Raw genomic sequence first — 24,523 nt, forward strand, 5'->3', positions numbered from 1 at the left:
CGCCAAACCGCCCCAGCAGCAGATCCATCGCCATCTCCCGTCAGATGAACCCAATGAATCAGAGCTCGTCCACTCGCTCAATCGAGATGTGTGAACCTGCTAGCCCTGTGGGGGAGGTGGCGCCCCGGACTTGATCCGGGGCAACGGAGGGGGGGGTGAACCACCGCCCGGCGGCTCCCCCCACCGGCGCTGCGCGCCGCCTCCCCGACAGGGGAAGGACCTGTTTGGTCGGCGCGAGGCTCATTCGCCGCCCTCCCCGTCATCGCCGCTGGTGGACCATTCGAACACTCGCGCCAGGTGGCCGTAGTCGCCCGCATGGTCGTGCACAAACTGCGGCGCCACGCGCGACAGATACGGCTGGTCGGGATTGTCGTAGCGCTCGATCAAGTCGCGCAGGCCCTGCAAGGCCTTGACCGCCGCCTCCTGGCTGTCGCCCCCAGCGGTCGCCCGCACCTCTTCCACACCGGCCGGCTTGCGGCCCGTGACCCGCAGATAGGTCAGGTCGCCAGGCTCGCGGCGACCGACGGCCTCGAAGCCGCCCTCGCGCAGGATGGCCGCAGTCAGGGTCAGCTGGGGAGAGAAGCCGGTCTCGACCTGCTTTTTCGACGGCGCGGCGCCGGTCTTGTAGTCGAGGATGTGGGCCAAGCCGTCGGCGGTCGGCTCGATGCGGTCGGCCTTGGCGAAGACGGTGAAGGGCCGACCCCCGATGTCGAAGGTCAGCGTGCCGGTGGCCTCGACGACGATGCGCTCGGCGCCAGCCCGGCGACGGGTCTCCAGATCGGCAACCCACAACGCCGCCTCGCGGGCCAGGGCGCGCTCGCGGGCCAGGGCGGCGGGCGGCATGCCGGCCTTGACCAGTTCGGACAGATAGAGCCCGGCGAAGATTTCGGCCGCGTCGGTCGGGACAGGGCCCGGATGGTCGAGCGAGAAGGTCTCGAACGCCGCGTGGATCGCCGTGCCGCGCGCCCGCGCCTCGACCGGCTCGTTGGGGCGCTCCAGTGGAAACAGCTTGAGGATGTCGCGCGCCCAAACGGCGTAGGGGTCGCGGGTCAGGGCCTCGATGCGGGTGACGGCCATGCGGCGCGGACGGTCGGCGACGGGAGGCGTGGGCGCCGGGCGGCTGATCGGGGCGTAGGGCCCTGGCGCGTCAAGGTCGCGAGCCCAGGCCAGCACGTCGGCGCGCTCCGGCAGGGCCAGGCCCGCGCCGCGCGCCAGGGTGCGCAGCCGCCACAGCCAACGGCTCTCGACGGCCGGCGCGCCGCCCCGGCGCTCGCTGTGGACTAGGATGACATCTGGCGCGGCGGCTGCCTGGGCGAAGTCATGGGCGGTCAGGCCGATGCGGCGCTCGGGCGGCGGTAGGCCCAGGCGCTCGCGCATCGGTCGCGACAGGAACGGGTCGATCGGCGCGCCCTTTGGCCAGATCCCCTCCTCAAGTCCGGCCAGGATCAAGCGATCGGCCCGGACCATCCGCGCCTCGATGGCTCCGAAGATCCGCAGGCGCGGATGGGTGGCGCCGCCGACCCGCAGGGTCTCCTCATTGACCAGCCGGTCCAGCAGGTCGCCGAAACCGATCTTCGAAGCCGGTGGCAGGACCAGTCCGTCGGTTATCAGCGATGACAACAGGCTGGCCAGGCCCTCGCCCGCCGAGCCGGCCCACAGGTCGCCAGGGTCGGCCAGGGCTTCCAGGCTCTCAACCAAGGCCCGCGCGGCGGTGGCGGGGGCGCCTTGGTCATCGACATAGGGCGCCGCGGCCTGGCGCGCGGCGGCCAGCACCCGCTCGGCGAGACGGCGCGCGTCGGGATAGGCGTCGAGCTTGCCGAGCAGTTGCGCGGCGTCGCGGGGCGCCGGGCCCCGCAGACCCTTCAGTTCCAGGTCGCAAGCGGCGTCGGCGTCGGCCCGCAGCAGCGGATGCTTGGCCACGGCCAGCAGGCGCACGGGGTCCAGCGGGTCGACGGCGAGGGCGGCGACGTGCTGGGCCAGGATCGCGGCGGGACTGGCGGCCAGGGGCGCGCCGGCCGAGCTGTCGGCGATCACGCCCCAGCGGGCTAGGCGAGCGGCGACCCGGCGAGCCAGTTCCTGGTCGGGCGTGACCAGGGCGGCGGTCTGGCCGGGGGTCTCCAGCGCTTCGCGCAAGAGAAGCGCGCAGGCGACGGCGGCCTCCTCCTCGGTGCGGGCGCTGATCAGCGACAGGCCCTTCAACCCCTCGGCGATCGGGTCGAGGTCCGGGGCCTCGGCGCGAAGCCGATCGATCTGGGCCAGCCAGTCGGCGGTGGCCTCGGCCGGGCGCAGGGCCTCGTTGATCAGCCGACGCCGCCAACGGCCCCGGCTATCGGCTTCGGGCCACCAGGGGCGGACTTCGGCGCGCGTGGCCTTGAAGCGATCGAGCAGGCGCTTCATCGCGCCCTGCGGATGCTGCTCGCCGACCTGGCCCCAGGCGTCCTCGGCCAGGCCCTCGTCAAGGCCCGGCAGCACCACGGCGCCCTGGGGCAGGTTGGCGATCACGCCCAGCAGGCGGGCGGTGGCCGGGGCCGTGCCCGTCGAGCCGGCGGCGATCATCACCCCCTGTGGCGGCGCGTCTTCCCATTGGTCCGAGAGCGCGTTGAGCAGCCGCACGCGGCGGTCGCTGACGTCGATCAGGCCCAGGTCGTCCAGGCGCTTGGGCCAGGCGGCGAGGATGGCCTTCAGGAACCTGGCCGAGACCTGCCAGTGCTGGGCCAGGTCGCCCTCGGCCAGGCCGTCGAGGCGACCGTCGTCGGTGATCAGCTCCTCGATCTGGCAGCTGTCGAGGAACTCGGCCAAGGCCTTGGCCATCTCCAGGGCCTGGCCCGCCTGGGGGGTGAAGTCCAGCAGGTGCGCGTGGTCGGCGACCAGCCGGGCCAACTCGAACCGCCGGCGGCGCGACGAGACAGCGGGCGGCACGTCCAGGCTGATCTCGCCCGGCTCGAACGGCGGCTCGCCCTCGTCCAGATCGCCCAGCGGCCGGATCTGCGGCAGCAGCAGGGCCTTGCCGGCGCCCGCCGCCCCGTCGATCACCTGGACGAAGGCGTCGGCCAGGGCGCGGGCCCCGCGCCGCGTCGGGGTCAGCACCGTAGCGCGGGGCAGGGCCTCGGGACCCAGTGGGGCCAAGGCGCTCAGCAGCCCGCGGGCCAGGTCCTCGACGAACGGCCGGTGAGCGGGGATCGAGAACCAGCGCGGCCCCGGCGTGTCGAAGGGACCCGCCGCGCTCATGCCAGCCTGGCCTCGGCGGCGATCACGGCCTGGGGGTCGCCGACATGCATCCAGAGACCGTCCGGCGTGACGCCATGGACGCGGCCCCCGGCGGCCAGGACCCGCCAGATCGGCGTCAGCGAAAACGGACCCTCGGGACCGTCGGACACGATCCCGGGCTTGCAGATATGGACCCCGACATAGACCAGCGACGCGGTCTCGCCGGCGGTCTTAAAGCGCACCACGCCATCGTCGAGGAACACGTCGCCGCTGTCGTGGAAGCCGAGCGACTCGGTGGTCGAGGCCAGCATCAGGCAGACATCCATGGCCGCCGGATCCCAGGCCCGCGCCATCGCCTCGATGGCCGAGCCGCCGTGCTCGATCCAGACCGAGTCGATATTGGCCACCCAGACCGGCGCGTCGCCCAGCAGCGGCAGGGCGTGCTTGAGGCCGCCGCCGGTTTCCAGCGCCTGAGGGCGTTCGTCGGAGATGACGATCCGAGGACGGGCGCCCCGAGCCGAGCGCGCCGCCAGATGCGCCTCCAGCCGGTCGGCGAAGGCGTGGACATTGACCACGGCGGTCTCGACCCCGGCGGCGGCCAGGCGGTCCAGCATGTGGTCGATCAGCGCCTTGCCGCCCACCTCGACCAGCGCCTTGGGCCGGTCGTCGGTCAGGGGTCGCATGCGGGTGCCCAGACCCGCAGCCAGGACCATGGCGACCGTGGGAAAGGCGCTCATCGACGCGCCTCGGCCGGCACATTGGCGTCGAACCAGGTCTTCAGCCCGGCCAGCGCCGGGCTTTCGAGGTTGCGCTCCAGATAGCGCCAGGTGCGCGGCATGAAGGCCTCGTACTGCGGGCGGCCCGCCAACGCCTGGCGGGCGAACACCCGGCCCAGGATCCGCGCCGCGTTCGAGGCGGCCAAGGCGCGGTAGTCTGCGATAAAGGCTTCCCGGTCCAGCGCCGGCCGGGCGGCCAGGTAGCGGTCGAGCATGGCCTGTTCCAGCGCCGGTGACACGTCGCGGCGGGCGTCCTGCAGCAGATGGGTCAGGTCCCAGGCCGGATGGGCGCGCAGGGCGTCCTGGAAGTCCAGCAGGCCGACCCGGGCCACCCCGTCGCGGCTCGGCAGCCAGATCAGGTTCTGGGCATGATAGTCACGGTGGGTGAACACCGAGGCGCCGGCTTCGCCGCGCACCCAGACCGGGGCCCACAGAGCGTCCCAACCGGCCACGGCGGCGTCGCTGAAGTCCGGCAGGCCGGCGAACTTGGGCCACCATTCCAGGAAGGTGTCGGTGGCGACCTTCAGGGCCAGGGCGTCATAGGTCAGCAGCGGCCAGGACACGCCCCCCTCGGCGGTTAGCACCTGCGGCGGCGCCGCGCTGTGCAGGGCGATCTGGACGTCGACGGCGGCCTCGTAGAGCGGCGTCTCATCCTGCCCCTCGGCGATCAGGGTGGCGTAGAGGCCGTCGCCCAGGTCTTCCAGCACCGCCAGGCCGGCGGCGATGTCATGGGCGAAGATCCTCGGCGCGGAGAGGCCTCGGTCGCGCAGATAGGCGGCGGTGGCCACGAAGGCGGCGACTGAGCCGGCGGCCAGGCGCGCGGCGGCGTTGTAGCCCGAGGCCAGGCGCTCGGCGTCGCTGGCGTCGGGCGGGCACACCGAGCTCTCCAGCGCCGGCGGCTGGTCCATGAAGATGAAGCTTTGGTCCCCACGATGCAGGCGCTCGTAGCTGCGGGTCGAGGCGTCGCCGCCCAGCGACTCGCGGCGGACGTCGCCGAAGCCTTGGGCGGTCAAGAAGGCCGCCCTCGCCGTCTCTCGGGCCGGTTCGCGATCAGAGCTCAAGCTTGCGTCCTTCGAAGGTTCCGTGCGGCGTCAGGGTCGCGCGGCGCGCCTCGCCATCGTCGCTGGGGGTGATGTCTATAGCGAGTCGGTTGGCGGGCAGACGCCCCTCCAGCCGCTGGGGCCATTCGATCAGCACCGCGCCGTCCTCCAGCGCCTCGTCCAGCCCGATCTCGTAGGCCTCGTCGGGATCGGTCAGGCGGTAGAGGTCGAAATGGGCGACCGGGAAGGCGGGGCCGTCATAGAACTGCACCAGGGTGAAGGTGGGGCTGGGCACCTCCTCGTTCGGCGAGGTCAAGGCGCGGATCAGGGCGCGAGCCAGGGTTGACTTGCCGGCGCCGAGCGGTCCCGTCAGGCAGATCGCGTCGCCCGGCCTCAGGGCGCGCGACAGCCAAATACCCAGGCGCTGGGTGGCGGCTTCATCGGGCAGGGCGACTTCGATCACGCGGGTCCTTGGCACGGCGGGCGGCGGATCGACCCGAAGCCTGAGTCTAGACAAGCCACGCCGCGCTTCCAAGGCGGCCGGGCCGCTGTCCTCAGGAAAGTTTGACGACGGCTCTTAGCTGTTCGACGGTGCGGGACTGGATGAGGGGCACTTGATGAAAACCCTGGGCCGTTGGCTGATCGTCGCCGTCGTGATCCTCGTCGTGGGCGCGGCGGGTTGGGCCTATTGGAACATAGAGCTGCGCTGGCGGCCCAAGACCATCACCAAACACCAGGCCGAGATCACCAAAATCCTGGAGACCTCCGGCTGGGTGTCGCCGGGACTGAAGAAGCAAAAGCTCTACATGGTCAGCTTCCGCACCTGCCCCGACTGCGTGCGGTTCAAGGCCGAGGAATATCCGGGCCTGCACAGGGCGGGCGTCGACACCCGGCTGATCGAGGTCGCCCGCGCCGACCGCAACGGCGTGCCGAAATCCACGCCGGCCGAGCGGGCGACCGTCGCCGAGATGTGGGTCAACCGCAGCTGGGCCCTGTCGGAAAAGTGGGACGCCACACCGGTCGAGGCCTGGACGGCCGCCGGCATCGCGCCCGCCGACGGCGACGTGGCCCGCACGGCGGTGATCGAGGCCGGCCGCAAGACCGTCGATGACCTGCGGCCGCTGCTCAAGGACAATGGCGTGAACTTCGCCTATCCGCTGCTGGTCTGGTGGACCAAGGACGGCCAGATGAAGGCCTGCGCCTGCGAGAAGCGCGAGACCTACCGTTTCGTGCGCAAGGATCTGGGGGTCTAGGCCTTTCCCCGCGGCGCCGCACGCGCTAACCCCGTCCGCGATGCCGACATCCGTCCGAACCGCCTATCGCGACCGCCTGGCTCAGGGCGAGATCAAGCCCGATGCCGCCCAAGCCGCCGCCGTCGATGCGCTGGCGCGGCTGGAGGCCGATCTGGACGGGGCGGGCGAGCCCGGCTTCTCGCTGTTTAGCCGCAAGCCCAAGGGCCAGAAGGGCGTCTATCTGTGGGGTCCGGTGGGACGCGGCAAGTCGATGCTGATGGACCTGTTCTTCGACAGCGCGCCCATCGACAAGAAGCGCCGCATCCACTTCCACGGCTTCATGGCCGAGGTCCACGGCCATATCGACGCCTGGCGCAAGGGTGACGCGGCCGAGCGCAAGGCGCGGTTTGGCCAGCACAGGGGCGACGACCCGATCGCGCCGACCGCCGATCTGATCGCCGCCCAGGCCCGCCTGCTGTGCTTCGACGAGCTGCAGGTCACCGACATCGCCGACGCCATGATCCTGGGCCGCCTGTTCGAGGCGCTGTTCGCCCAGGGCGTAACCCTGGTGGCGACCTCCAACCGGCCGCCGGACGACCTCTACAAGGACGGCCTCAACCGCCAGCTCTTCGTCCCCTTCATCGCCATGCTGAAGGACCGGATGGACGTGGTCGCCGTGCGGGGCCCGGTCGATTTCCGCCTCGACCGCCTGCGCGCCGCCCGCACCTGGCTTGCGCCCAACGACAAGACGACCGCCGCCGAGTTCGACGCCCTCTGGGCCGACATGCTGGATGGGGCCGAGGAGACCGGCGCCACGCTCGAGGTTCTGGGCCGCAAGATGCGCCTGCCCCGCGCCGTCGGCGGCCTGCTGCGCGCCTCGTTCGCCAGCCTGTGCCAGCAGGCCCTGGGGCCGCGGGACTATCTGGCGGTCGCCGCGCGCTTCCACACGGTGTTCCTGGAAGACGTGCCGCTGCTGACGCCCGAGCGGCGTGACGCGGCCAAGCGCTTCAACACCCTGATCGACTCGCTCTATGAAGCCGACGCCAAACTGGTGGCCCTGGCCGATGGCGAGCCCGACGCCCTGTATCCGGCCGGAGACGGGTCGTTCGAGTTCGAGCGCACGGTGTCGCGTCTGCAGGAAATGCGGTCGGCCGACTATGTGGCCAAGGTGAGGGACTAAAGGCATGAGCATCGCCGACCGGATCCGCATCAAGACCGTCACGGTGCTATCCGACGACCACTACCTCCTGAAGAAGACGATGTTCGACTGGCAGCGCGACGACGGCCAGTGGGCGACCCTGAGCCGCGACACCTATGACCGGGGCGATGGCTGCACACTGCTGCCCTACAACATGGCGGCCCGCACCGTGCTGCTGACCCGGCAGTTTCGCTATCCGGCCTATGCCGTGGGTTATGACGACCTGCTGATCGAGACCCCCGCCGGCCTGCTGGACGACGCTTCGCCCGAGGACCGTATCCGGGCCGAGGTGGAGGAGGAGGTCGGTTACCGGCTGACCGGCGTGCGCAAGGTGTTCCAGGCCTTCATGAGCCCCGGCGCGATCACCGAGATCCTGCATTTCTTCGTCGCCGAGTACGACGCCTCGATGAAGGTCTCCGACGGCGGCGGCCTGGAAGAAGAGGGCGAAGAGGTCCAGGTGCTGGAGCGCTCGATCGACGAAGCCCTCGCCATGGTCGCCAGCGGCGGGATTTGCGACGCCAAGACCATCCTGCTGCTGCAATGGGCGGCGCTGAACCTGTTTCGCTAGAGCATTTTTCGAGCGAAGTGGTTCCGGTTCGCGTGAAGAAAAATGCGTCAAAACAAAAGATTAGAGCTCACGGCCTGACGCCGTCAGGTCGGGAAATGCCCTAGGCCACGGCCACGGGCACCCAGAACTCGCAGAGCACGCCCTCTGGTCGGTAGTCGATCGCGAACCTGCCGCGCAGTTCGCTGGTGATGCTGCGCTCGATCAAGCGCGAGCCGAAACCGCGCCGGGTGGGCGGGGCGACCGTGGGTCCGCCGGCCTCGTGCCAGGTGAAGGCCAGGCCGTCACCCTCCCCCTGCCAATGCACCGACAACCGGCCATCCTGGGCCAAGGCCCCGTACTTGGCGGCGTTGGTGGTCAATTCATGGAACACCATGCCTAGCGACAGGGCCGTGCGAGCTGGCAGATGGGCGTCGGGTCCGTCCAGGCTGACGCGCTCGGCGCCATGCGGCAGCAGTTCAAGGTTGAGGATTTGGCGCAGGCCCGCGCCGGACCACTGGCCGTCGGTTAGGGCGTTGTGGGTCTGAGACAGGGCCAGCAAACGCGCTTCGAAGGCCTTGGCGAAGGCTGCAGGATCGGACGCGCCGCGCAGGGTCTGCTGGGAAATGGCCTGAACCGTGGCCAGGGTGTTCTTGACGCGGTGGTTAAGCTCGTCGAGCAGCAGGCGTTGCTGGTCCTGGGCCTGGACCTGATCGCTGATGTCGAACCCCTCGACGAAGACGCCCGACACCGAGCCGTCGTCCTCGATGATCGGCTGGTAGACGAAGTCGAGATAGCGGTCTTCCAGCGGTCCGTCCGGCGTGCGCTGCAGGGCGATCTTGATCTGTCGGCCCACGAAGGCCTCGGCGCTCGATCGGACCTTGTCGAGCAGATCGGGGAAGCCCTGCTCGACAACTTCCGGCAGGGCCTCGCGCATTGGCAGACCGACCACGTCGCGGTGGCCGATCAGCTGCAGATAGGTGTTGTTGATCAGCTCGAACACGTGATCGGGGCCGCGCAATATGGCCATGAAGCTGGGTGCCTGCATGAACAGGCGGCGCAATTGCAGGCTCTGGGCCTGAACGGTTTCGGCGCGCTGCAGGATGTCGCCGCCCAGCATTGTGACGGCGCTGGGCGCCCGACCGCCAAAGGCGACGTCCTTCAGGCGCTGGAGCTCGGTGACGTCCTGGGTGTGCTGCAAGATGAAGATGGTGTGGCCGCGCGCGTCGAGGATAGGGGTGTGGGTGGCGCTCCACGTCCGGGCTTCCGACCCACCGCCCAGGAGAGTGGGACGCTGGATGGCGTATTCGATCAGGGGCAGCACGTCGACCTGACCGGTGTCGCGCGCCCGGGCCAGGGATTCCTCGAGGGTCCGGCGGCTTTCACCCTCGACGGGAAAGGCGTCGAAGACGTAGCGGCCGGCGATGTCTTCCCAGCGCAGCTCGACCGCCTTGAGATAGGCCCGGTTGGCCGCGGCGAAGCGCAGATCGCGGTCAAGCATCATGTAGGGGCTGGGAATCCGGTCGAAGACGTTCTGAAAGTCGATCGGGCCGGACATGAACAGCGCCTCCCCGCTAAGGGTCCGATAACGCCACCTTCAGCTTCAGGTTCCGCTGGCGGGACACTTGATCCTTACCGCTGTTATGCTGAGAACGTTTCTCAACAAAGGGCGTTGCGTTGACACCCCCAACGTCGCGCTTAAAAGCATCCCGCAACGCACAAAGCCAAAGGGTTGGACGTTTTCATGACCGACACCAGCGGGGGACTTCCCGAGCGCCCACTATCGCCACACCTCCAGGTCTGGCGGTGGCACATCACCATGACCTGCTCGATCCTGCATCGGGCCTGCATCATGGCGCTGTATGTCGGCGTGCTCCTGCTGGCCGGCTGGGCCCTGGCTCTGGCCTCGGGGCCTGAAGCCTACGCGACCTATACCGGCCTGCTGGGCTCGTTCCTGGGAAAGCTGGTGCTGTTTGGCCTGACCGTCGCGGTGCTGTTCAACATCGCCTACGCCGTCCGCCAGACCGTCTGGGACGCCGGCAAGGGATTCACGCCGAAGGTCGCCGACATGTCCGGCGCCTGCGCCATCGCCTTCGCCGTGGTCGGCGCGATCGTCGTCTGGGTCATCGCCGCCCAAACCGGAGCGCTCTGATCATGGCCCATTCGACCTCCGGCCGCTTCCGCACCCCCATGTCTCGCGCTCGGGGCCTGGGCGCCTCGCACCACGGCGTCGGCCACTTCATCACCGATCGGGTGTCGAGCGTCGCCCTGATTCCGTTGACCCTGTGGGGCCTGTTCGCGGGCCTGCGCCTGGCCAGCCTCGGCTTCGACGGCGCCAGCGAGTGGGTGGCCATCCCGCACAACACGGTCTTGCTGTGCCTGCTGCTCGTTGTCGCCCTGATCCATCTCAAGGGCGCGGTGCAGGTTGTGATCGAGGACTATTTCCCGAACTTCATGACCAAGACCGTTCTCGTCCTGGCCAATCTGTTTGTATGCGTCCTCGGCGGCGCTCTTGGGGTCGTCTCGATCCTCAAGGTCGCCTTCACCGGAGTCTTTTGATGTCGGCCTATACGTTTATCGACCACAAGTTCGACGTCGTCGTCGTCGGAGCGGGCGGCTCGGGCCTGCGCGCCGCGCTGGGGTGCGCCCAGGCCGGGCTGAAGACCGCCTGCGTCACCAAGGTGTTCCCGACCCGCAGCCACACCGTCGCCGCCCAGGGCGGAATCTCGGCCTCGCTGGGCAACATGGGCCAGGATGACTGGCGCTGGCACATGTACGACACCGTCAAGGGGTCGGACTGGCTGGGCGACCAGGACGCCATCGAATATCTGACCCGCAACGCGCCGGCCGCCGTCTATGAGCTGGAACACTGGGGCGTGCCGTTCTCGCGCACGGCCGAGGGCAAGATCTACCAGCGCGCCTTTGGTGGCATGACCAAGGAATTCGGCAACGGTCCGATCCAGCGCACCTGCGCCGCGGCCGACCGCACCGGTCACGCCATGCTGCACACGATGTACGGCCAGTCCCTGGCCCACGACACCGAGTTCTTCATCGAGTATTTCGCGCTCGACCTGATCATGGAAGACGGCGTCTGCCGGGGCGTCACCGCCTGGAAGCTGGACGACGGCACCCTGCACCGCTTCCAGGCCCAGCAAGTGATCCTGGCGACCGGCGGCTACGGCCGCGCCTATTTCTCGGCCACATCGGCCCACACCTGCACCGGCGACGGCAACGCCATGGCCCTGCGCGCCGGCCTACCGCTGCAGGACATGGAATTCGTCCAGTTCCACCCCACCGGCATCTATGGCGCCGGCTGCCTGATAACCGAGGGCGCGCGTGGCGAAGGCGGCTACCTGACCAATTCCGAGGGCGAGCGCTTCATGGAGCGCTACGCCCCTTCGGTGAAGGACCTGGCTCCGCGCGACATGGTCAGCCGGGCCATGACCATCGAAATCCGCGAAGGCCGGGGCGTGGGCCCCAACAAGGACCACATCTTCCTGCACCTGGATCACCTGGACCCGAAAATTCTGCACGAGCGCCTGCCCGGCATTTCCGAGACCGCCAAGGTGTTCGCCGGCGTGGACGTGACCAAGGCGCCGATCCCGGTCTTGCCGACGGTCCACTACAACATGGGCGGCATCCCGACGAACTATCACGGCGAGGTCGTCACTAAGTCGGGCGACAATCCCGACCAGGTGATCCCCGGCCTGATGGCCGTGGGCGAGGCGGCCTGCGTCTCGGTGCACGGCGCCAACCGCCTGGGATCCAACAGCCTGATCGACCTGGTGGTGTTCGGCCGCGCCGCCGCCTTGCGCTGCGCCGAGATCCTCAAGCCGATGGCCACCCAGCCGGAGCTGAAGGTCTCTCAGACCGATCCCCACCTGGACCGCTTCGACCGCTACCGCAACGCCAATGGCCATCAGCCGACAGCCGCCCTGCGCCTCGAAATGCAGAAGGCCATGCAGGAGGACGCCGCGGTGTTCCGCACCGGCGAAACCCTGGTCGGCGGCGCCGAGCGCCTGGCAGTGGTCTGGGAAAAGGCCAAGGATATAAAGGTGAGCGACCGCGGGCTGGTCTGGAACACCGACCTGATGGAAACCCTGGAGTTCGACAACCTGATCGGCCAGGCCGTTGTCACTGTGGCCAGCGCGGTCAACCGCACCGAAAGCCGCGGCGCCCATGCCCGGGAAGACTTTTCCACCCGCGACGACACCACCTGGATGAAGCACACCCTGGCCTGGCTCGACCAGGGCACGGGCAAGGTGAAGATCGATTTCCGCCCGGTGCATAGCTACACCATGTCGAAAGACATCGACTACATCCCACCCAAGGCGCGGGTTTATTGAGGGTACGCTGATGGTTCAACTCACCCTCCCCAAGAACTCGACCGTGCAAGCCGGCAAGACCTGGCCGGCGCCCGCCGGCGCCACCAACACCCGCGCCTTTAAGGTCTATCGGTATGATCCGGAAGACGGCCGCAATCCGCGCTGGGACACCTATGAGGTGGACATCGACGCCTGCGGCCCGATGGTGCTGGACGCCCTGCTTTACATCAAGAATAGCATCGACCCGACCCTGGCCTTCCGTCGCTCATGCCGCGAGGGGGTCTGCGGCTCCTGCGCCATGAACATCGGCGGCCGCAACACCCTGGCCTGCACCCACGGCCACGCCGACACGCCCGGCAAGGCCGTGCAGATCGCGCCGTTGCCCAGCCAGCCGGTGGTCAAGGACCTGATCCCCGACCTGACGCTGTTCTACGCCCAATACGCCTCGATCGAGCCCTGGCTGCACACCGTCACGCCCGAGCCGCAGAGCGAATGGCTGCAGTCGCCGGAAGACCGCTCAAAGCTGGACGGCCTGTACGAGTGCATCCTCTGCGCCTGCTGCTCGACCTCGTGCCCCAGCTATTGGTGGAACGGCGACAAGTACCTGGGCCCGGCGACGCTGCTGCACGCCTATCGCTGGCTGATCGACAGCCGCGACGAAGCCACCGGCGCGCGCCTCGACGACCTCGAAGACCCGTTCAAGCTCTATCGCTGCCACACGATCATGAACTGCGCCCAGGTCTGTCCCAAGGGCCTGAACCCCGCCAAGGCCATCGCCGAGATCAAGAAGATGCTGGTCGAACGGGTCGTCTAAAGCATTTTTCGAGCGCAGTGGTTCCGGTTCGCGTGAAGAAAAATGCGTCGAAACAAAAGATTAGAGCTCACGGCCTGACGCAGTCAGGTCGGGAAATGCTCTAGTCCGCAAGATCGACGCGCGGCTTGCCAAAAGGTGACGCCGTCGTCATTTTTGGCGGAACGGGAGGACACGGCCTTTGAGTGAAGCGGGTATGGGCGATCTGAGCAGCCGCGTCGTCATCGTCGGCGCCGGCCATGCCGGCGGTTCGGCCGCCGCCTTCCTGCGCCAGTACGGCCATGTCGGCCCCATCGTGCTGATCGGCGACGAGCCCCTGCTGCCCTATCAGCGTCCGCCGCTGAGCAAGGGCTGGCTGAAGGGCGAGGTCGACGCCGAGGGCCTGCAGCTCAAGCCGTCAAGTTGGTACGAGGAAGCTGGCGTCTCGCTGCGCCTGGGCGGCGTGGTGATGGGTTTCAATCGCGGCGCCAAGACCGTCACCCTCGCCTCGGGCGAACACCTGCCTTACGACTATCTGATCCTGGCCACCGGCGCTCGGGCCCGGGCGCTGCCGATCCCCGGGGCCGACCTGGCCGGTGTGCTGTCGCTGCGCACGGCGGCCGACGCCGAGGCCTTGAAGGGCGCGCTGGGTCCCGGCAAACGGCTGGCCGTGGTGGGCGGCGGCTATGTCGGCCTGGAGGCGGCGGCCTCGGCCCGCGCCCTGGGCAGCCACGTGATGATCATCGAGCGGGAACCGCGCGTTCTGGCCCGGGTCGCCTGCGAGACCCTGTCCAACTTCTTCCAGGACTATCACCGCGCCCGAGGCGTGGCCTTCGAACTGAACGCCGGGGTCGAGGCCTTCGAGGGCGGCCCCCTTGGAGATAGGCGGGGCCACATCACGGGCGTGCGACTGGCCGACGGCCGGGTCGTGGCCTGCGACGCGGCCTTGGTCGGGGTCGGGGCCCATCCCAATGTCGAGCTGGCCCAGGACGCGGGCCTGGAGTGCACGGGCGGGATCGTCGTCGATCTGGAGTCCCGGACCAGCGACCCGTTCGTATTCGCCATCGGCGACGTGACCCACCGGCCGCTACCGCTGTATGACCGCCAGTTCCGGCTGGAGAGCGTGCCCAACGCCCTTGAACAGGCCAAGCAGGCCGCCGCCGCCATCACCGGCCGCGCCATGCCGCCGCACGAGATTCCGTGGTTCTGGTCCGACCAGTACGACCTGAAACTGCAGATCGCCGGCCTGCCGTTCGACGCAGACACGCAGATCGTGCGCGGCGACGTGTCTGGAGCCAAGTTTGCTGTCTTCCACTTGAAGGGCGACCTGGTTCAGGCCGTCGAGGCCGTCAATGCGCCGCCCGAATTCATGGCGGGAAAGCAGTTGATCGCCAAGCGCACGCCCGTCAGCTTGGAGAAGCTGGCGAACTCGACCATTTCCATGAAAGAAGTCGCGGCGTAAAACGACCGTTCAAAAAAAGCGCCCCAGGGGACCCATGGCCAAGATCACCTATATCGAGCACGACGGCACGGAACACGGCATCGACGTCAAGCCGGGCCTGACGGTCATGGAAGGCGCGGTGAAGAACAACGTGCCGGGCATCGACGCCGACTGCGGCGGGGCCTGCGCCTGCGCCACGTGCCACGTCTATGTCGACGAAGCCTGGCTGTCCAAGACCGGCGACAAGTCGGCCATGGAGGAGTCGATGCTCGACTTCGCCGAAAACGTCGGGCCGAACAGCCGGCTGTCGTGCCAGATTAAGGTGAGCGACGCGCTGGATGGGCTGGTGGTGCGGCTGCCGGAAAGCCAGCACTAGGCTCGGCAAGTCCTCCCCCTGTGGGGGAGGCGATCGCGTAGCGATCGGTGGGGGGAGTTTTAGGGTCGATCGATCCTGCGTGCGGCTGAGGTCGTATCTCTCCCCCCTCCGTCGGCTTGCCGACACCTCCCCCATAGGGGGAGGACTTAAAACCTAAAACCCGAACTCCGGTTGCGCCGCACCCGGCTGCTGCGTCTCTGGAAGGTGGCACGTAAACGTCGAGCCCGCGCCGGGCTCGCTCTCCAGCGCCACCCAGCCGCCATGCAGCTCGACCAGAGCCTTGACCAGCGCCAGGCCCAGACCCGGGCCGCCCCTATCGCGGCCGACGAAGCGGTCGAAGATGTGGGCCTGCACATGGAACGGCACGCCGCGGCCGGTGTCCCTGACGTCCAGCCGCACTTCTCCAAGCGCCCGCCGCGCCGATAGGGTGACCACCCCATCCGGCGGCGTCTGGCGAAGAGCGTTCTCGACCAGGTGGTCGAGGATCTGCGACAGGCGCTTGAGATCGCCTCGGATCAGGCCGACGTCCTTGTCGCATTCGACCGCCAGGGTCACGCCGCCGATCTGAGCGATCTTCAGCGAGCGCTCCTGGGCGTCGCTCATCAGGCCGGCCACCCGGATGTCCTCGATCTCCAGCGCCATCTCGCCGGCGTCGATCTGGGCCATGTCGAGCACGTCGTCGATCGAGCGGGCCAGTTGGGTGGCGGCCGAGCGCACCGAGGCCACGTGGCCGCGACTGCGTTCCGACAGGCCGTCGGCCCGCTCCAGCAGCTCCGAATAGCCGATGATCGTGGTGAGCGGCGTGCGCAGCTCGTAGGAGACATTGCCCACGAAGTCGCGCTTCAGCCGTTCGGCCTCGGTCAGGGCCTGGGACCGATCGGCCAGGGCGCTTTCCAGCTGACGGGTGTCGGTGACGTCGGCGAAGGCGATCAGGGTCGCGCCGTCGGGCAGAGGCCGGCTCTGATAGAGCACGATGCGGTTGTCCGAGGTGCGGGTTTCGCCGGAGGTGGGCGCGCGCATCTGCGGATCGGGATCGGCCACCCGGCCCTTCAGCTCGCGCCAGAAGGACAGGTCGTGCAGGCGCGGCACGCATAGCTCGACCACGCCCTCGAAATCGACGGCCGCCTCGAGCGCCATGGCCGACACGTTCCAGAAGGTCTCGAAGGCTTCGTTGTGCAGCCGCAGCCGGCCGTCCGAGCCGAACACCGCCACGGCGTCGTTCAGCTTATCCAGCGTGGCCTGCTGCACCTGGATCAGGGCGTTGTACTGGGCCTTCAGCCGCAGCTCGCCGGTGATGTCGGAATAGAGCAGCAGCATGCCGCCCAGCGGGTGGGGCTGGCGCACCACGCGCAGGGTGCGGCCATCGGGCAGGTCCCACATCTCGTCGGCCTGCGGTCCCAGATCCTCGTAGCGCGCCAGCTCGGCGCCCTTCCATTTGGCGTAATCGACGGTTTCGGGCAGGCGGCGACGCTGGCGCAGGCGGTCCAGCACCTCGCCGTGGGTGGGTCGCTCGGCCAGCCAGGCCGGCTCCAGGCCCCACAGCGCAGCGAAGGCGGTGTTATGGAACGCCAGGCGGCGGGTCTGGCTGAAGATCGCCACCGCGTCGGCGATGTGGTTCAGGGTCTCGTCATGGGCCGCCACATGCTTGCGCAGGGCGTCGCGCATGTCCTCGACCTCGGTGACGTCGCTGCTGAACACCCCCACCCCGCCGCCGTCCAGCGGCTGGGCCGAGAAGCGCAGGGCCCGGCGACGGCCGTCGATCGGCACCCAACGCACGGCCTCGCGCAGCTCGCCGGCCTTGGCGGCCTCGACGGCGAGGGCGTCGGCGGCGCGGTCGACGGTCTGGCCCTCGCGCGCCGCCTCGGCGGCCGAGACCGCGCCGACCACCCGCAAATAGGCCGCATTGCCCCAGACCGGCGCGCCGTCGGCGTCGGAAATCCAGGCCGGCTCGACCATGCCGTCCATGAAGGCGGCGAAACGCCCGGCGCCGGGCAGGCCCGACTCGTCGACGGCGGCTGCGGCCAGGCGCAGCCAGGCCACCGCCCCCGCCACGCGGCCTTCCACAACCACGCCGCCGTCGGCGCGGTGCGCCTCGAAGGCGCAGGCCTCGCCGCGTTGGAACAGGGCGGCCAGCTTGTGGGCGTGGTCGGGATCGGCGGCGACCAGGGCCTCGACCACGGCCGAGGCATTGGGCGCGACGTCGAGGATCCTGGCGCAGGCGGCCAAGGCGTCCTGGCCCGAGACCAGCCGCGCGGCGCCGCCGTCGATCGCGATCAACACGGTGTCGAAGACTTCGGCCGAGGCTTCGCCGACCAAGGTCCCGCTTTCCAGGTCGGCCAGGCGGGCCCGCATAGAGGCCAGTTGGCTTTCGAACCGCCGCTGCTGGGACATCGCCCAGAGCGTGGCGCAAAGCGCCAGGCAGACCGCGCCGGCCGTCGCGGCCAGGATCAGATCAGGCGAGGTCATCAGGCTTGTCGGTCGCCTCTAAGGGGAATTTCGAATCAGAGTCACAGATTAGGCCGCGCGTGACCAGAGGGCGATGAGCTGTGCTGTCGCGGCGGCGCCGAGAGGCTGGCGCTGCGGGCCAATCGGCCTATGTACGAACCATGACCTGGACCGACCGCCTCGCCCCCTCGCTCGACGATTTCGCCGCCCTGGCGCGGCAGGCCTTCGACGATCTGCCCGCCGACTTCCGCCGCCAGACCGGCGACCTGGTGTTTCGCATTGACGATTTCGCCAGCGATGAGGTGCTGGACGACCTGGGCATCGAGGACCCGTTCGAGCTGACCGGCCTCTACCAAGGCGTCGATCTCGCCCATCGCTCGGTGCTGGGTCCGTCGCCGGAGCCGTCGATGGTGTTCCTCTACCGCCAGGCGATCCTGGCCGAGTGGTGCGAACGCGGCGATGCCTCGCTCGGCGAGCTGATCGCCCATGTGCTGGTCCACGAGATCGGCCATCACTTCGGCCTGTCGGACGACGACATCCACCGCATCGAGGACGAGGCATGAGCCTGTTCAACAGGCCCCTCTTCGACATTGGGGCCTGGCGCGAGCGCATGGATGAGCGCTGGTTCGAAAGCGGCGCCCAGCTGGCTGAGGCCGGCGCGGTCGATCTGGTGGCCATCGAGGACGACGCCGTCACCGCCCATGTGAAGGGGGGCGACCTCTATGTTATCACCCTGCGCGCGCCGAACGGCGAGGGGGCCTGCACCTGTCCCGGCTTCGACAAGTTCGGGGCCTGCAAGCACCAGGCGGCCGTGGTGGTGGCGACCAATCTGCTGGACGACACCGGCCTGGGCTATGTCCGCGAGCGCATGGCGCGGCTGCGCGACGGGCTGGCTCTGGAGAGCCGCGAGGCGCTGATCGAGCGGATCGTGGAGCTGGCCAAGGCGGATCCGGGGGTCTTGGCGAGGCTGGAGGGGTAGGGGGTGACCTTAGGCGGACCTAGACAAACTTGTCGAACATGTCGTCGAGCCGCCGCCGCCAATTCTTCAAGGCCGGTCGCCCTTGGGGCGCGTCGAGCATTCTAGAATGGAACGGGACCGGCGCTAATCTTTCAACGCCCCGGCCACCACGTCCCGCGCTTCGGCCTGCACCGACCTCAGATGATCAGCCCCCAGGAACGACTCCGCATAGATCTTGTAGACGTCCTCGGTCCCCGACGGCCGGGCGGCGAACCAGGCGTTTTTGGTCACCACCTTCAGACCGCCGATCGCCTCGCCATTGCCGGGGGCGGTGGTGAGGATGTCGATGATGGCCTCGCCGGCCAGGGTCTTGGCGGATACGTCGGACGGGCTGAGGGCGGCCAGCCGCGCCTTCTCCGCCCGGTTGGCCGGGGCGTCGATCCGGGCATAGGCCGGCGCGCCATATTGCTTGGTCAGGCCGGTATAGAGCTGGCTGGCGCTCTTGCCCGTGCGGCCCTGGATCTCGGCCGCCAGCAGGGCCAGCAGCAGGCCGTCCTTGTCGGTGGTCCACACCGTGCCGTCCTTGCGCAGGAACGAGGCCCCGGCCGACTCCTCGCCGCCAAACCCGACGCTGCCGTCCAGCAGGCCCGGCACGAAATGCTTGAATCCGACCGGCACTTCCAGCAGGCGGCGACCCATGCCGGCCACCACACGGTCAATCATCGAGGACGAGACCAGGGTTTTGCCGACGGCCACGTCTGGACCCCAGCCCTCGCGATGGCTGAACAGGTAGGAGATGGCCACGGCCAGATAATGATTGGGGTTCATCAGCCCGCCGTCGGGCGTGACGATGCCGTGGCGGTCGGCGTCGGCGTCGTTGCCGGTGGCGACGTCGTACTGCGCCCCGCCCTGCATCGCCCGGATCAGGTTGGCCATGGCGGCCGGCGACGAGCAATCCATGCGGATCTTGCCGTCATTGTCGAGCGGCATGAAGGCCCAGCGCGGATCGACGGCGTCATTGACGACGGTCAGGTTCAGCCGGTGGCGGTCGGCGATCTCGCCCCAATAGGCGACGCTGGCGCCGCCCAGCGGGTCGGCCCCGATCCTCACGCCGGCGGAGCGGATAACGTCCAGGTCCAGCACGCTGGGCAGGTCGTCGATATATTTCGCCAGGAAGTCGTAGCGGCCGGCGGCGACGACCGCTCGCTCGAACGGCACGCGCTTGACGTCCTTCAGGCCGCCCTCGATCAGTTGGTTGGCCCGCGCGGCGATCGCCGAGGTGGCCTCGCCCCCGGCGGGTCCGCCCGAGGGCGGATTGTACTTGATGCCGCCATCGCGGGGCGGGTTGTGCGACGGGGTGATCAGGATGCCGTCGGCGGCGCCGGGCGCCACGCGATTGAACTTCAGGATCGCGTGCGAGACCGCTGGGGTCGGGGTAAAGCCGTCCCGCGAATCGATCAAGGTCTCGACGCCGTTGGCGATCAGGACCTCCAGGGTCGAGCGCCAGGCGGGCTCGGACAGGGCGTGGGTGTCGCGGCCGACGAAGATCGGGCCGGTCACGCCCTGGGCGGCGCGGTATTCGACAATGGCCTGGGTGATGGCGAGGATGTGATCCTCGTTGAACGCCGCGTCGAGGCTGGATCCTCGATGGCCGGAGGTCCCGAAGGCCACACGCTGACCCGGGTTCGAGGCGTCGGGATGGGTCTCGAAATAGGCGCGGGTCAGGGCGTCCAGATCGACGAGGTCTTCGGGTCGGGCGCGCTGCCCTGCGTGGCTATGCATGGCGGCAACCTAGCCAACGAGGATGGCGCCTTCAATCGGCAGAGCGTCGTTTGGGCGCTGGAGGCGGGTTCTCTGTCGCGAAGAGGGCAGGGCTCAGAAGGCTTCGGCCATGATCGTACCGTCGGGGAACAGGGCCGCGCGCTTCAGACCATCCGAGGCGAAGGGCATGGCGACATGGCCTTCGCGGTCCACGGCGATCAGTCCGCCGTCGCCGCCCAGGCCGGCCACGCCCTGGATGGCGGCCGCCGTCGCGCTGGCCAGGCTCTCGCCGCCGAAGCGCATGCGGTGGGCGACCTGCACGGCCACGGCGGTGCGGATGAAATACTCCCCCTGGCCGGTGCAGGACACCGCCGCTTGGCCGTCAGCCCAGGCCCCGGCCCCGATGATGGGCGAATCGCCGACCCGGCCCGGAAGCTTGCCGAACACGCCGGCCGTCGAGGTGGCGGCCGCAAGCCGGCCCTCGCCATCGCGCACCACGCAGCCGACGGTGCCGGTGGGCAAGTCCGGCGGATGGTTGGCCTCAAAGGCCCCAGCATGGGTGAACCAGGTCGCGGGATCCGCGATGGTCTTCAGGCCTTGGGTCCTGGCGAAGGCGGCCGCGCCTTCGCCAGCCAGCATGACGTGCGGCGTCCGCTCCATCACCGCCCGCGCCGCCAGGATCGGGCTCTCGAAGCCCTGAAGCGCGGCGACCGAGCCTGCCCGGCCGCTGGCGCCGTCCATCAGGCAGGCGTCCAGCTCGTAGATTCCCGAGGCATTGGGCGAGGCGCCCCTGCCTGCGATGTAAAGGCCGCTGGCTTCCAGGGCGACGACCGTCTCCACCGCGACGTCCAGGGCGTTGGCCCCGGCGGCCAGTCGGTCGCGCGCGGCTTCGACCAGGCCGCGCATGTGGGCGACCTCGACGCCGTAGTCATGACCCGGTGCGGAGCCCGCTCCGCCGTGCAGGGCGAGACTAAAACGCTTGTTTGACATTCTGCTTCCTTGGCCGGCGACCGTGCGCTAGCGTCCGCGCTCTTAAAGAAGAAAGACGGGAGAGGCGAGATGAAGGCGGTGCTCAGCAAGGCGGTCGGCGGACCCGAGACCCTGGTGCTTGAAGAGCTTCCCGACCCCGTCGCCGGTCCGGGCCAGGTGGTGCTGACGGTCAAGGCCTGCGGCGTTAACTATCCCGACGTGTTGATCATCGAGGACAAGTACCAGTTCAAGCCGCAGCGGCCGTTCGCGCCCGGCGGCGAAGTGGCCGGGGTGGTCGAACAGCTTGGCGAGGGCGTCACCGGCCTGACGGTCGGCCAGCGGGTGCTGGCCTCCAGCGGCCACGGCGGCATGGCCGAGAAACTGTTGGTCGACGCCGTGCGCTGCACGCCGATCCCCGACACCATGCCGTTTGACGAGGCCGCCGCCTTCATCCTCACCTACGGCACTTCCTATTACGCCCTCAAGGATCGCGGCCAGCTGAAGGCCGGCGAGACCCTGCTGGTGCTCGGCGCGGCCGGCGGCGTGGGCCTGGCGGCCGTCGAGTTGGCCAAGGCGGCCGGCTCCAAGGTGATCGCCGCCTGCTCCAGCCAAGAAAAAGTCGATCTGGCCATCGCGCACGGCGCCGACAGCGGCGTGGTCTATCCGCGCGGCCCGTTCGACAAGGACGGTCAAAAGGCCTTGGCCAACCTGATCAAGGACGCCTGCGGGCCCAACGGCTGGGACGTGGCCTATGACGCGGTCGGCGGCGACTATTCCGAAGCCACCATCCGCGCCTCGGGCTGGAACGGCCGCTTCCTGGTGGTCGGCTTCCCGTCGGGCATCCCCAAGATTCCGCTGAACCTGACCCTGCTGAAGTCCTGCGACATCGTCGGGGTGTTCTGGGGCGCCTCGGTGGCCCGTGAACCCAAGCTACACGCCCAGAACGTCAAGGACCTGATGGGCCTCTATGCCGAGGGCAAGATCAAACCCTATGTTTCCGAGCGCTTCCCATTGGCCAAGGCCGGCGACGCCATCGCTCACCTGGCCAGCCGCAAGGCTATGGGCAAGGTCGTGGTCGTCAACGATTGAGGCGTGTGCGCGCGGCTTAGGAACGCCGGGTGGCGGCGTTTGGCCGGACCAGCTGACCACATATCCGCGCAGGTAGAATGACCGGCTGAGGTGATGCCGAAGCGCCCGCCGCCGGGCGGCGGTCATCGGTTCGAACGCTTCGGTTGGACCCAGGCTGAAGACCCCGCCCGGCGTCGCGAAAACGATATTGGCGGCGAGGGGCGTCAGGTCCAGGCCAAAGGTCCGGATTGGGGCGCGGCAGGGGCGGGCCGACAGCAGATAGGGGGCGGTGGGCGTGGGGCCGTCGCCGGTCAGATCGACGGCGAAATCCAGGTCGGCCAAGGCGGGAACAGCGCGTCTCAGCGCTTCAGGCGTGATCTCCAGATGCTGGTCGTAGACGGCCAGGCTTTCGCCGTGCGTTCGGAAGCGCCAGTCCCTGGCGTTGTGCTCAATGGTGGGCTCGAACGGCGAACGGCCACCCGACGCCAGCCCGGTTCGAGGAAACAGGAAGCAGCCGCTGGTCTCGGGCCCCGGATTCAGCAGCGCCGCCGCCTGGCTGGGGGTCACCACCAGACCCGCGCCTGGATCGATGGCCGCGAAAACACCGTCGCCGCCGTCCTCCAGCTGGGTGAAGGGCGCGCTTCCCGGACGCAGGCGCGGCAGGGCGAACAGCGACGCGGCGTCCACGCCGAGGTCGCGGGCGGACACCGCCGCGGCGTAGCGCGACAGGTGCGGGGCCAGCCTGACGCCCACCCCACGATAATTGCGGGCGCGTCGTCGCCGGCGACCTCGTCAAGACGCGACGGCGCGAAGGATCGGGCCTCGGTGTTGGGCAAGGCGCGCACCTCGCCCTCCCGCCAGTTCAACCCCCGGGCCACCGCCTGGAAGGTTCGGGGCTCGGCGGCGATGGCCAGGTCCAGCTTCAGATTCTCGATTTCCAGCCCCGCGAGGTCGGACACCAGCGTGTCGGTCGCCCTGCTGGAGCCGGCATGGAGGTGCAAGGTCAGGCGCATGCGTGCAGCTCCGCATCGGCAGGGCCGGCGCGGGCGCCGCGCGCCGCCGCGCTTGGGCGATGAAAAGTTCGGTCTGCAGCGGTTTGAGGATTTGGAAAGCCAATTTGCCCAGGCCGAAACCGCCGTGGACCGCGCGGATCAGCTTCAGACGACGCAGCGGCGTCATCGCGCCGAACGCCGTGGCCGGGCAGAAGCTGAACAGCCGTCCAGCAGCCCCGTCGGCGATGTCATCGGTGGGCGTCGAGCCCCCACGTATCCCGTATTGGCGCATCGGTAGGCGGCAGGGCCGTGGGGAGAGCAGAAAAGGCTTGCTCAGGGCGTTGGCCGGCTTCGTGCCCATCAAATCAACGTCGAAATCCAGGCCCGCGAGCTCGGGACGCGAGTGAGCCAGCGCTTCGCGCGTGGGTTCATAGAATACGTCATAGACCGCCAGCGACGCATCGAGCCGGGCCAGCCGCCATTGGCGGGCTCGCGCCAGGTCCAGCGGGGTTTGATAGATGCTGACCACCCGTTTGGTATGGGCGCCTGAACGTGCCGTGTTGGTCGACAGGGAGGCGCGCGGGTAGACGAAGTAGCGCCCCGTCTCGACCAAATACTTGATGTAACACTTCTTCCAGGAGGTGGGTTTCCAGGCCTGGAGTTGCCTGGGCAAGCCGCCCGCGGCGGAAAACGGGCGATCCTTGTCCTCGACGCACCACCGGCGGAAGGCGTTCCATTGGTCCGCTGTCCACGCCTGTCCCCAAGACGAGGCGACCGGCAGGAAATAGACGTCGGCGCCGTCGGCCACCGGCCGGAAATCCAGGTTATTGAATTCGTTGAGCCGATAGTTGTAGAGCGAAATCCCGCCTATCCGCGGATCCTTGGCATAGAACGCCATGGCCTGAAGCACATAGTCGTAGCCGCCAGGCGCCGCGAGAAGGTCGTCCTCGAACAGGATGGCCCGCCGTATTCGACGGCCAGGTCGCCGGACCGCAGGATGTGCTCGCGAAGCCCCAGACGAGCGGCGTGTCGAATCACCCGCTTGGGCCCGTGGGCCCAGGTGAAGGCGTCGGCGACAGCGGCGGTGCTGTCCTGGTCGCAGTGATCCAGGCTAATGACCAGCGGTGTTTCCGGCGGGTAGGCGCCGGCCCCCAGCGACGCGAGCAGGCGCGCCAGAGCGTCGGGCCGGCTATGGCCGATCGCGACGACGACTGGACGAAAGGCCGTGCTCATGCCCTGAACTCACGCGCGAACCATGCTCCAGAAGACCCTAACGCTGACTAAGCTTGGGTCCGATAGGAAAACAAAACGGTGATTTGAGGTCTGCGAAATAAACCGGCGCCGCTATCATGCGTTACAATCGGAAGTCGGGAAATTTAAAGCTCGAAATGTCGCGCACAG

General features: G+C 68.7%; 22 protein-coding genes. 12 read left to right on the forward strand and 10 right to left on the reverse strand.

Annotated elements, in window-relative coordinates; translation table 11 throughout:
* Positions 1–240: 240 nt before the first annotated feature.
* Genes addB through tsaE form a run of 4 tightly spaced genes read right to left on the reverse strand, consistent with a single transcriptional unit; the run spans position 241 to position 5,486 of the window.
* The gene (addB, locus tag ACP7AG_RS18415; protein ID WP_426032615.1) at positions 241–3,228 is read right to left on the reverse strand and encodes a double-strand break repair protein AddB; all 2,988 of its coding nucleotides are present in this window, start codon (positions 3,226–3,228) and stop codon (positions 241–243) included.
* Positions 3,225–3,944, reverse strand: coding sequence for an N-acetylmuramate alpha-1-phosphate uridylyltransferase MurU (murU, locus tag ACP7AG_RS18420; RefSeq protein WP_426032617.1), 720 nt, complete (start codon positions 3,942–3,944; stop codon positions 3,225–3,227). The genes addB and murU overlap by 4 nt, the downstream gene beginning before the upstream one ends.
* The gene (gene amgK / locus ACP7AG_RS18425) at positions 3,941–5,044 is read right to left on the reverse strand and encodes an N-acetylmuramate/N-acetylglucosamine kinase AmgK (protein ID WP_426032619.1); all 1,104 of its coding nucleotides are present in this window, start codon (positions 5,042–5,044) and stop codon (positions 3,941–3,943) included. The genes murU and amgK overlap by 4 nt, the downstream gene beginning before the upstream one ends.
* The gene (tsaE, locus tag ACP7AG_RS18430; protein WP_426032669.1) at positions 5,034–5,486 is read right to left on the reverse strand and encodes a tRNA (adenosine(37)-N6)-threonylcarbamoyltransferase complex ATPase subunit type 1 TsaE; all 453 of its coding nucleotides are present in this window, start codon (positions 5,484–5,486) and stop codon (positions 5,034–5,036) included. The genes amgK and tsaE overlap by 11 nt, the downstream gene beginning before the upstream one ends.
* Before the next feature lie 154 nt (positions 5,487–5,640).
* Here tsaE and ACP7AG_RS18435 point away from each other — a divergent pair, with 154 nt between their 5' ends.
* From ACP7AG_RS18435 to ACP7AG_RS18445, 3 genes are read left to right on the forward strand one after another with little or no spacing between them, the layout of a single operon-like run.
* Positions 5,641–6,276, forward strand: coding sequence for a hypothetical protein (locus ACP7AG_RS18435; RefSeq protein ID WP_426032621.1), 636 nt, complete (start codon positions 5,641–5,643; stop codon positions 6,274–6,276).
* Positions 6,277–6,316: 40 nt separating this feature from the next.
* Positions 6,317–7,435, forward strand: a complete 1,119-nt coding sequence (gene zapE / locus ACP7AG_RS18440; RefSeq protein WP_426032623.1) for a cell division protein ZapE — start codon at positions 6,317–6,319, stop codon at positions 7,433–7,435.
* 4 nt (positions 7,436–7,439) lie between these two features.
* Positions 7,440–8,021, forward strand: a complete 582-nt coding sequence (locus ACP7AG_RS18445) for an NUDIX domain-containing protein (protein ID WP_426032625.1) — start codon at positions 7,440–7,442, stop codon at positions 8,019–8,021.
* A gap of 100 nt (positions 8,022–8,121) precedes the next feature.
* On the opposite strand, the gene ACP7AG_RS18450 is transcribed toward ACP7AG_RS18445, so the two are convergent.
* On the reverse strand, positions 8,122–9,555 hold the full coding sequence (locus ACP7AG_RS18450) for a sensor histidine kinase (protein WP_426010208.1): 1,434 nt from the start codon (positions 9,553–9,555) through the stop codon (positions 8,122–8,124).
* Between the two features lie 186 nt (positions 9,556–9,741).
* Here ACP7AG_RS18450 and sdhC point away from each other — a divergent pair, with 186 nt between their 5' ends.
* The 6 genes from sdhC to ACP7AG_RS18480 all read left to right on the forward strand — a co-directional run bounded on the left by sdhC (position 9,742) and on the right by ACP7AG_RS18480 (position 14,929).
* Positions 9,742–10,149 (forward strand): succinate dehydrogenase, cytochrome b556 subunit, encoded by a 408-nt coding sequence (sdhC, locus tag ACP7AG_RS18455; protein ID WP_426010207.1) that lies wholly within the window; start codon positions 9,742–9,744, stop codon positions 10,147–10,149.
* Between the two features lie 2 nt (positions 10,150–10,151).
* Positions 10,152–10,556 carry a succinate dehydrogenase, hydrophobic membrane anchor protein gene (gene sdhD, locus ACP7AG_RS18460; RefSeq protein ID WP_426010205.1) on the forward strand — a complete coding sequence of 135 codons (405 nt, stop codon included), beginning with the start codon at positions 10,152–10,154 and terminating at the stop codon, positions 10,554–10,556.
* Positions 10,556–12,343 carry a succinate dehydrogenase flavoprotein subunit gene (gene sdhA, locus ACP7AG_RS18465; RefSeq protein WP_426010203.1) on the forward strand — a complete coding sequence of 596 codons (1,788 nt, stop codon included), beginning with the start codon at positions 10,556–10,558 and terminating at the stop codon, positions 12,341–12,343. Before sdhD ends, sdhA begins: the two co-directional genes overlap by 1 nt.
* Before the next feature lie 10 nt (positions 12,344–12,353).
* Positions 12,354–13,136 (forward strand): succinate dehydrogenase iron-sulfur subunit, encoded by a 783-nt coding sequence (locus tag ACP7AG_RS18470; RefSeq protein WP_426010201.1) that lies wholly within the window; start codon positions 12,354–12,356, stop codon positions 13,134–13,136.
* 193 nt (positions 13,137–13,329) lie between these two features.
* Positions 13,330–14,574, forward strand: a complete 1,245-nt coding sequence (locus ACP7AG_RS18475) for an NAD(P)/FAD-dependent oxidoreductase (protein WP_426032627.1) — start codon at positions 13,330–13,332, stop codon at positions 14,572–14,574.
* Positions 14,575–14,608: 34 nt separating this feature from the next.
* Positions 14,609–14,929, forward strand: a complete 321-nt coding sequence (locus tag ACP7AG_RS18480; RefSeq protein WP_426010199.1) for a 2Fe-2S iron-sulfur cluster-binding protein — start codon at positions 14,609–14,611, stop codon at positions 14,927–14,929.
* A gap of 153 nt (positions 14,930–15,082) precedes the next feature.
* Here the strand turns inward: ACP7AG_RS18480 and ACP7AG_RS18485 are convergent, their stop codons facing one another.
* The gene (locus tag ACP7AG_RS18485; protein ID WP_426010197.1) at positions 15,083–17,395 is read right to left on the reverse strand and encodes an ATP-binding protein; all 2,313 of its coding nucleotides are present in this window, start codon (positions 17,393–17,395) and stop codon (positions 15,083–15,085) included.
* 140 nt (positions 17,396–17,535) lie between these two features.
* Here ACP7AG_RS18485 and ACP7AG_RS18490 point away from each other — a divergent pair, with 140 nt between their 5' ends.
* Positions 17,536–17,937: a metallopeptidase family protein gene (locus ACP7AG_RS18490; RefSeq protein ID WP_426010195.1), complete on the forward strand. Its 402-nt coding sequence runs from the start codon at positions 17,536–17,538 to the stop codon at positions 17,935–17,937.
* On the forward strand, positions 17,934–18,353 hold the full coding sequence (locus ACP7AG_RS18495) for an SWIM zinc finger family protein (RefSeq protein ID WP_426010193.1): 420 nt from the start codon (positions 17,934–17,936) through the stop codon (positions 18,351–18,353). The genes ACP7AG_RS18490 and ACP7AG_RS18495 overlap by 4 nt, the downstream gene beginning before the upstream one ends.
* A 123-nt stretch (positions 18,354–18,476) precedes the next feature.
* Here the strand turns inward: ACP7AG_RS18495 and pgm are convergent, their stop codons facing one another.
* Together pgm and ACP7AG_RS18505 are read right to left on the reverse strand one after the other, a co-directional pair.
* Positions 18,477–20,114, reverse strand: a complete 1,638-nt coding sequence (gene pgm, locus ACP7AG_RS18500) for a phosphoglucomutase (alpha-D-glucose-1,6-bisphosphate-dependent) (protein ID WP_426032630.1) — start codon at positions 20,112–20,114, stop codon at positions 18,477–18,479.
* 93 nt (positions 20,115–20,207) lie between these two features.
* Positions 20,208–21,083 carry an isoaspartyl peptidase/L-asparaginase family protein gene (locus ACP7AG_RS18505; protein ID WP_426032632.1) on the reverse strand — a complete coding sequence of 292 codons (876 nt, stop codon included), beginning with the start codon at positions 21,081–21,083 and terminating at the stop codon, positions 20,208–20,210.
* 69 nt (positions 21,084–21,152) lie between these two features.
* Between ACP7AG_RS18505 and ACP7AG_RS18510 the strand changes: the two genes are divergently transcribed.
* The gene (locus ACP7AG_RS18510; RefSeq protein WP_426032634.1) at positions 21,153–22,151 is read left to right on the forward strand and encodes an NADPH:quinone oxidoreductase family protein; all 999 of its coding nucleotides are present in this window, start codon (positions 21,153–21,155) and stop codon (positions 22,149–22,151) included.
* Between the two features lie 771 nt (positions 22,152–22,922).
* On the opposite strand, the gene ACP7AG_RS18515 is transcribed toward ACP7AG_RS18510, so the two are convergent.
* Positions 22,923–24,020 (reverse strand): hypothetical protein, encoded by a 1,098-nt coding sequence (locus tag ACP7AG_RS18515; protein WP_426032636.1) that lies wholly within the window; start codon positions 24,018–24,020, stop codon positions 22,923–22,925.
* Positions 23,990–24,355 carry a hypothetical protein gene (locus ACP7AG_RS18520; protein ID WP_426032638.1) on the reverse strand — a complete coding sequence of 122 codons (366 nt, stop codon included), beginning with the start codon at positions 24,353–24,355 and terminating at the stop codon, positions 23,990–23,992. The genes ACP7AG_RS18515 and ACP7AG_RS18520 overlap by 31 nt, the downstream gene beginning before the upstream one ends.
* Between the last annotated feature and the right edge of the window lie 168 nt (positions 24,356–24,523).

This window comes from Caulobacter sp. DWP3-1-3b2 (assembly GCF_049896325.1).
Lineage (GTDB): Bacteria > Pseudomonadota > Alphaproteobacteria > Caulobacterales > Caulobacteraceae > Caulobacter.

Coding starts and splice junctions, on each gene's coding strand:
- ACP7AG_RS18520 (WP_426032638.1), bottom strand. CDS start 24,355: ATGAGCACGGCCTTTCGTCCAGTCGTCGTCGCGATCGGCCATAGCCGG.
- addB (WP_426032615.1), bottom strand. CDS start 3,228: ATGAGCGCGGCGGGTCCCTTCGACACGCCGGGGCCGCGCTGGTTCTCG.
- ACP7AG_RS18515 (WP_426032636.1), bottom strand. CDS start 24,020: ATGGCGTTCTATGCCAAGGATCCGCGGATAGGCGGGATTTCGCTCTAC.
- ACP7AG_RS18445 (WP_426032625.1), top strand. CDS start 7,440: ATGAGCATCGCCGACCGGATCCGCATCAAGACCGTCACGGTGCTATCC.
- pgm (WP_426032630.1), bottom strand. CDS start 20,114: ATGCATAGCCACGCAGGGCAGCGCGCCCGACCCGAAGACCTCGTCGAT.
- ACP7AG_RS18490 (WP_426010195.1), top strand. CDS start 17,536: ATGACCTGGACCGACCGCCTCGCCCCCTCGCTCGACGATTTCGCCGCC.
- sdhC (WP_426010207.1), top strand. CDS start 9,742: ATGACCGACACCAGCGGGGGACTTCCCGAGCGCCCACTATCGCCACAC.
- sdhA (WP_426010203.1), top strand. CDS start 10,556: ATGTCGGCCTATACGTTTATCGACCACAAGTTCGACGTCGTCGTCGTC.
- ACP7AG_RS18495 (WP_426010193.1), top strand. CDS start 17,934: ATGAGCCTGTTCAACAGGCCCCTCTTCGACATTGGGGCCTGGCGCGAG.
- ACP7AG_RS18480 (WP_426010199.1), top strand. CDS start 14,609: ATGGCCAAGATCACCTATATCGAGCACGACGGCACGGAACACGGCATC.
- ACP7AG_RS18435 (WP_426032621.1), top strand. CDS start 5,641: ATGAAAACCCTGGGCCGTTGGCTGATCGTCGCCGTCGTGATCCTCGTC.
- ACP7AG_RS18450 (WP_426010208.1), bottom strand. CDS start 9,555: ATGTCCGGCCCGATCGACTTTCAGAACGTCTTCGACCGGATTCCCAGC.
- ACP7AG_RS18475 (WP_426032627.1), top strand. CDS start 13,330: ATGGGCGATCTGAGCAGCCGCGTCGTCATCGTCGGCGCCGGCCATGCC.
- murU (WP_426032617.1), bottom strand. CDS start 3,944: ATGAGCGCCTTTCCCACGGTCGCCATGGTCCTGGCTGCGGGTCTGGGC.
- ACP7AG_RS18510 (WP_426032634.1), top strand. CDS start 21,153: ATGAAGGCGGTGCTCAGCAAGGCGGTCGGCGGACCCGAGACCCTGGTG.
- sdhD (WP_426010205.1), top strand. CDS start 10,152: ATGGCCCATTCGACCTCCGGCCGCTTCCGCACCCCCATGTCTCGCGCT.
- ACP7AG_RS18485 (WP_426010197.1), bottom strand. CDS start 17,395: ATGACCTCGCCTGATCTGATCCTGGCCGCGACGGCCGGCGCGGTCTGC.
- ACP7AG_RS18505 (WP_426032632.1), bottom strand. CDS start 21,083: ATGTCAAACAAGCGTTTTAGTCTCGCCCTGCACGGCGGAGCGGGCTCC.
- ACP7AG_RS18470 (WP_426010201.1), top strand. CDS start 12,354: ATGGTTCAACTCACCCTCCCCAAGAACTCGACCGTGCAAGCCGGCAAG.
- zapE (WP_426032623.1), top strand. CDS start 6,317: ATGCCGACATCCGTCCGAACCGCCTATCGCGACCGCCTGGCTCAGGGC.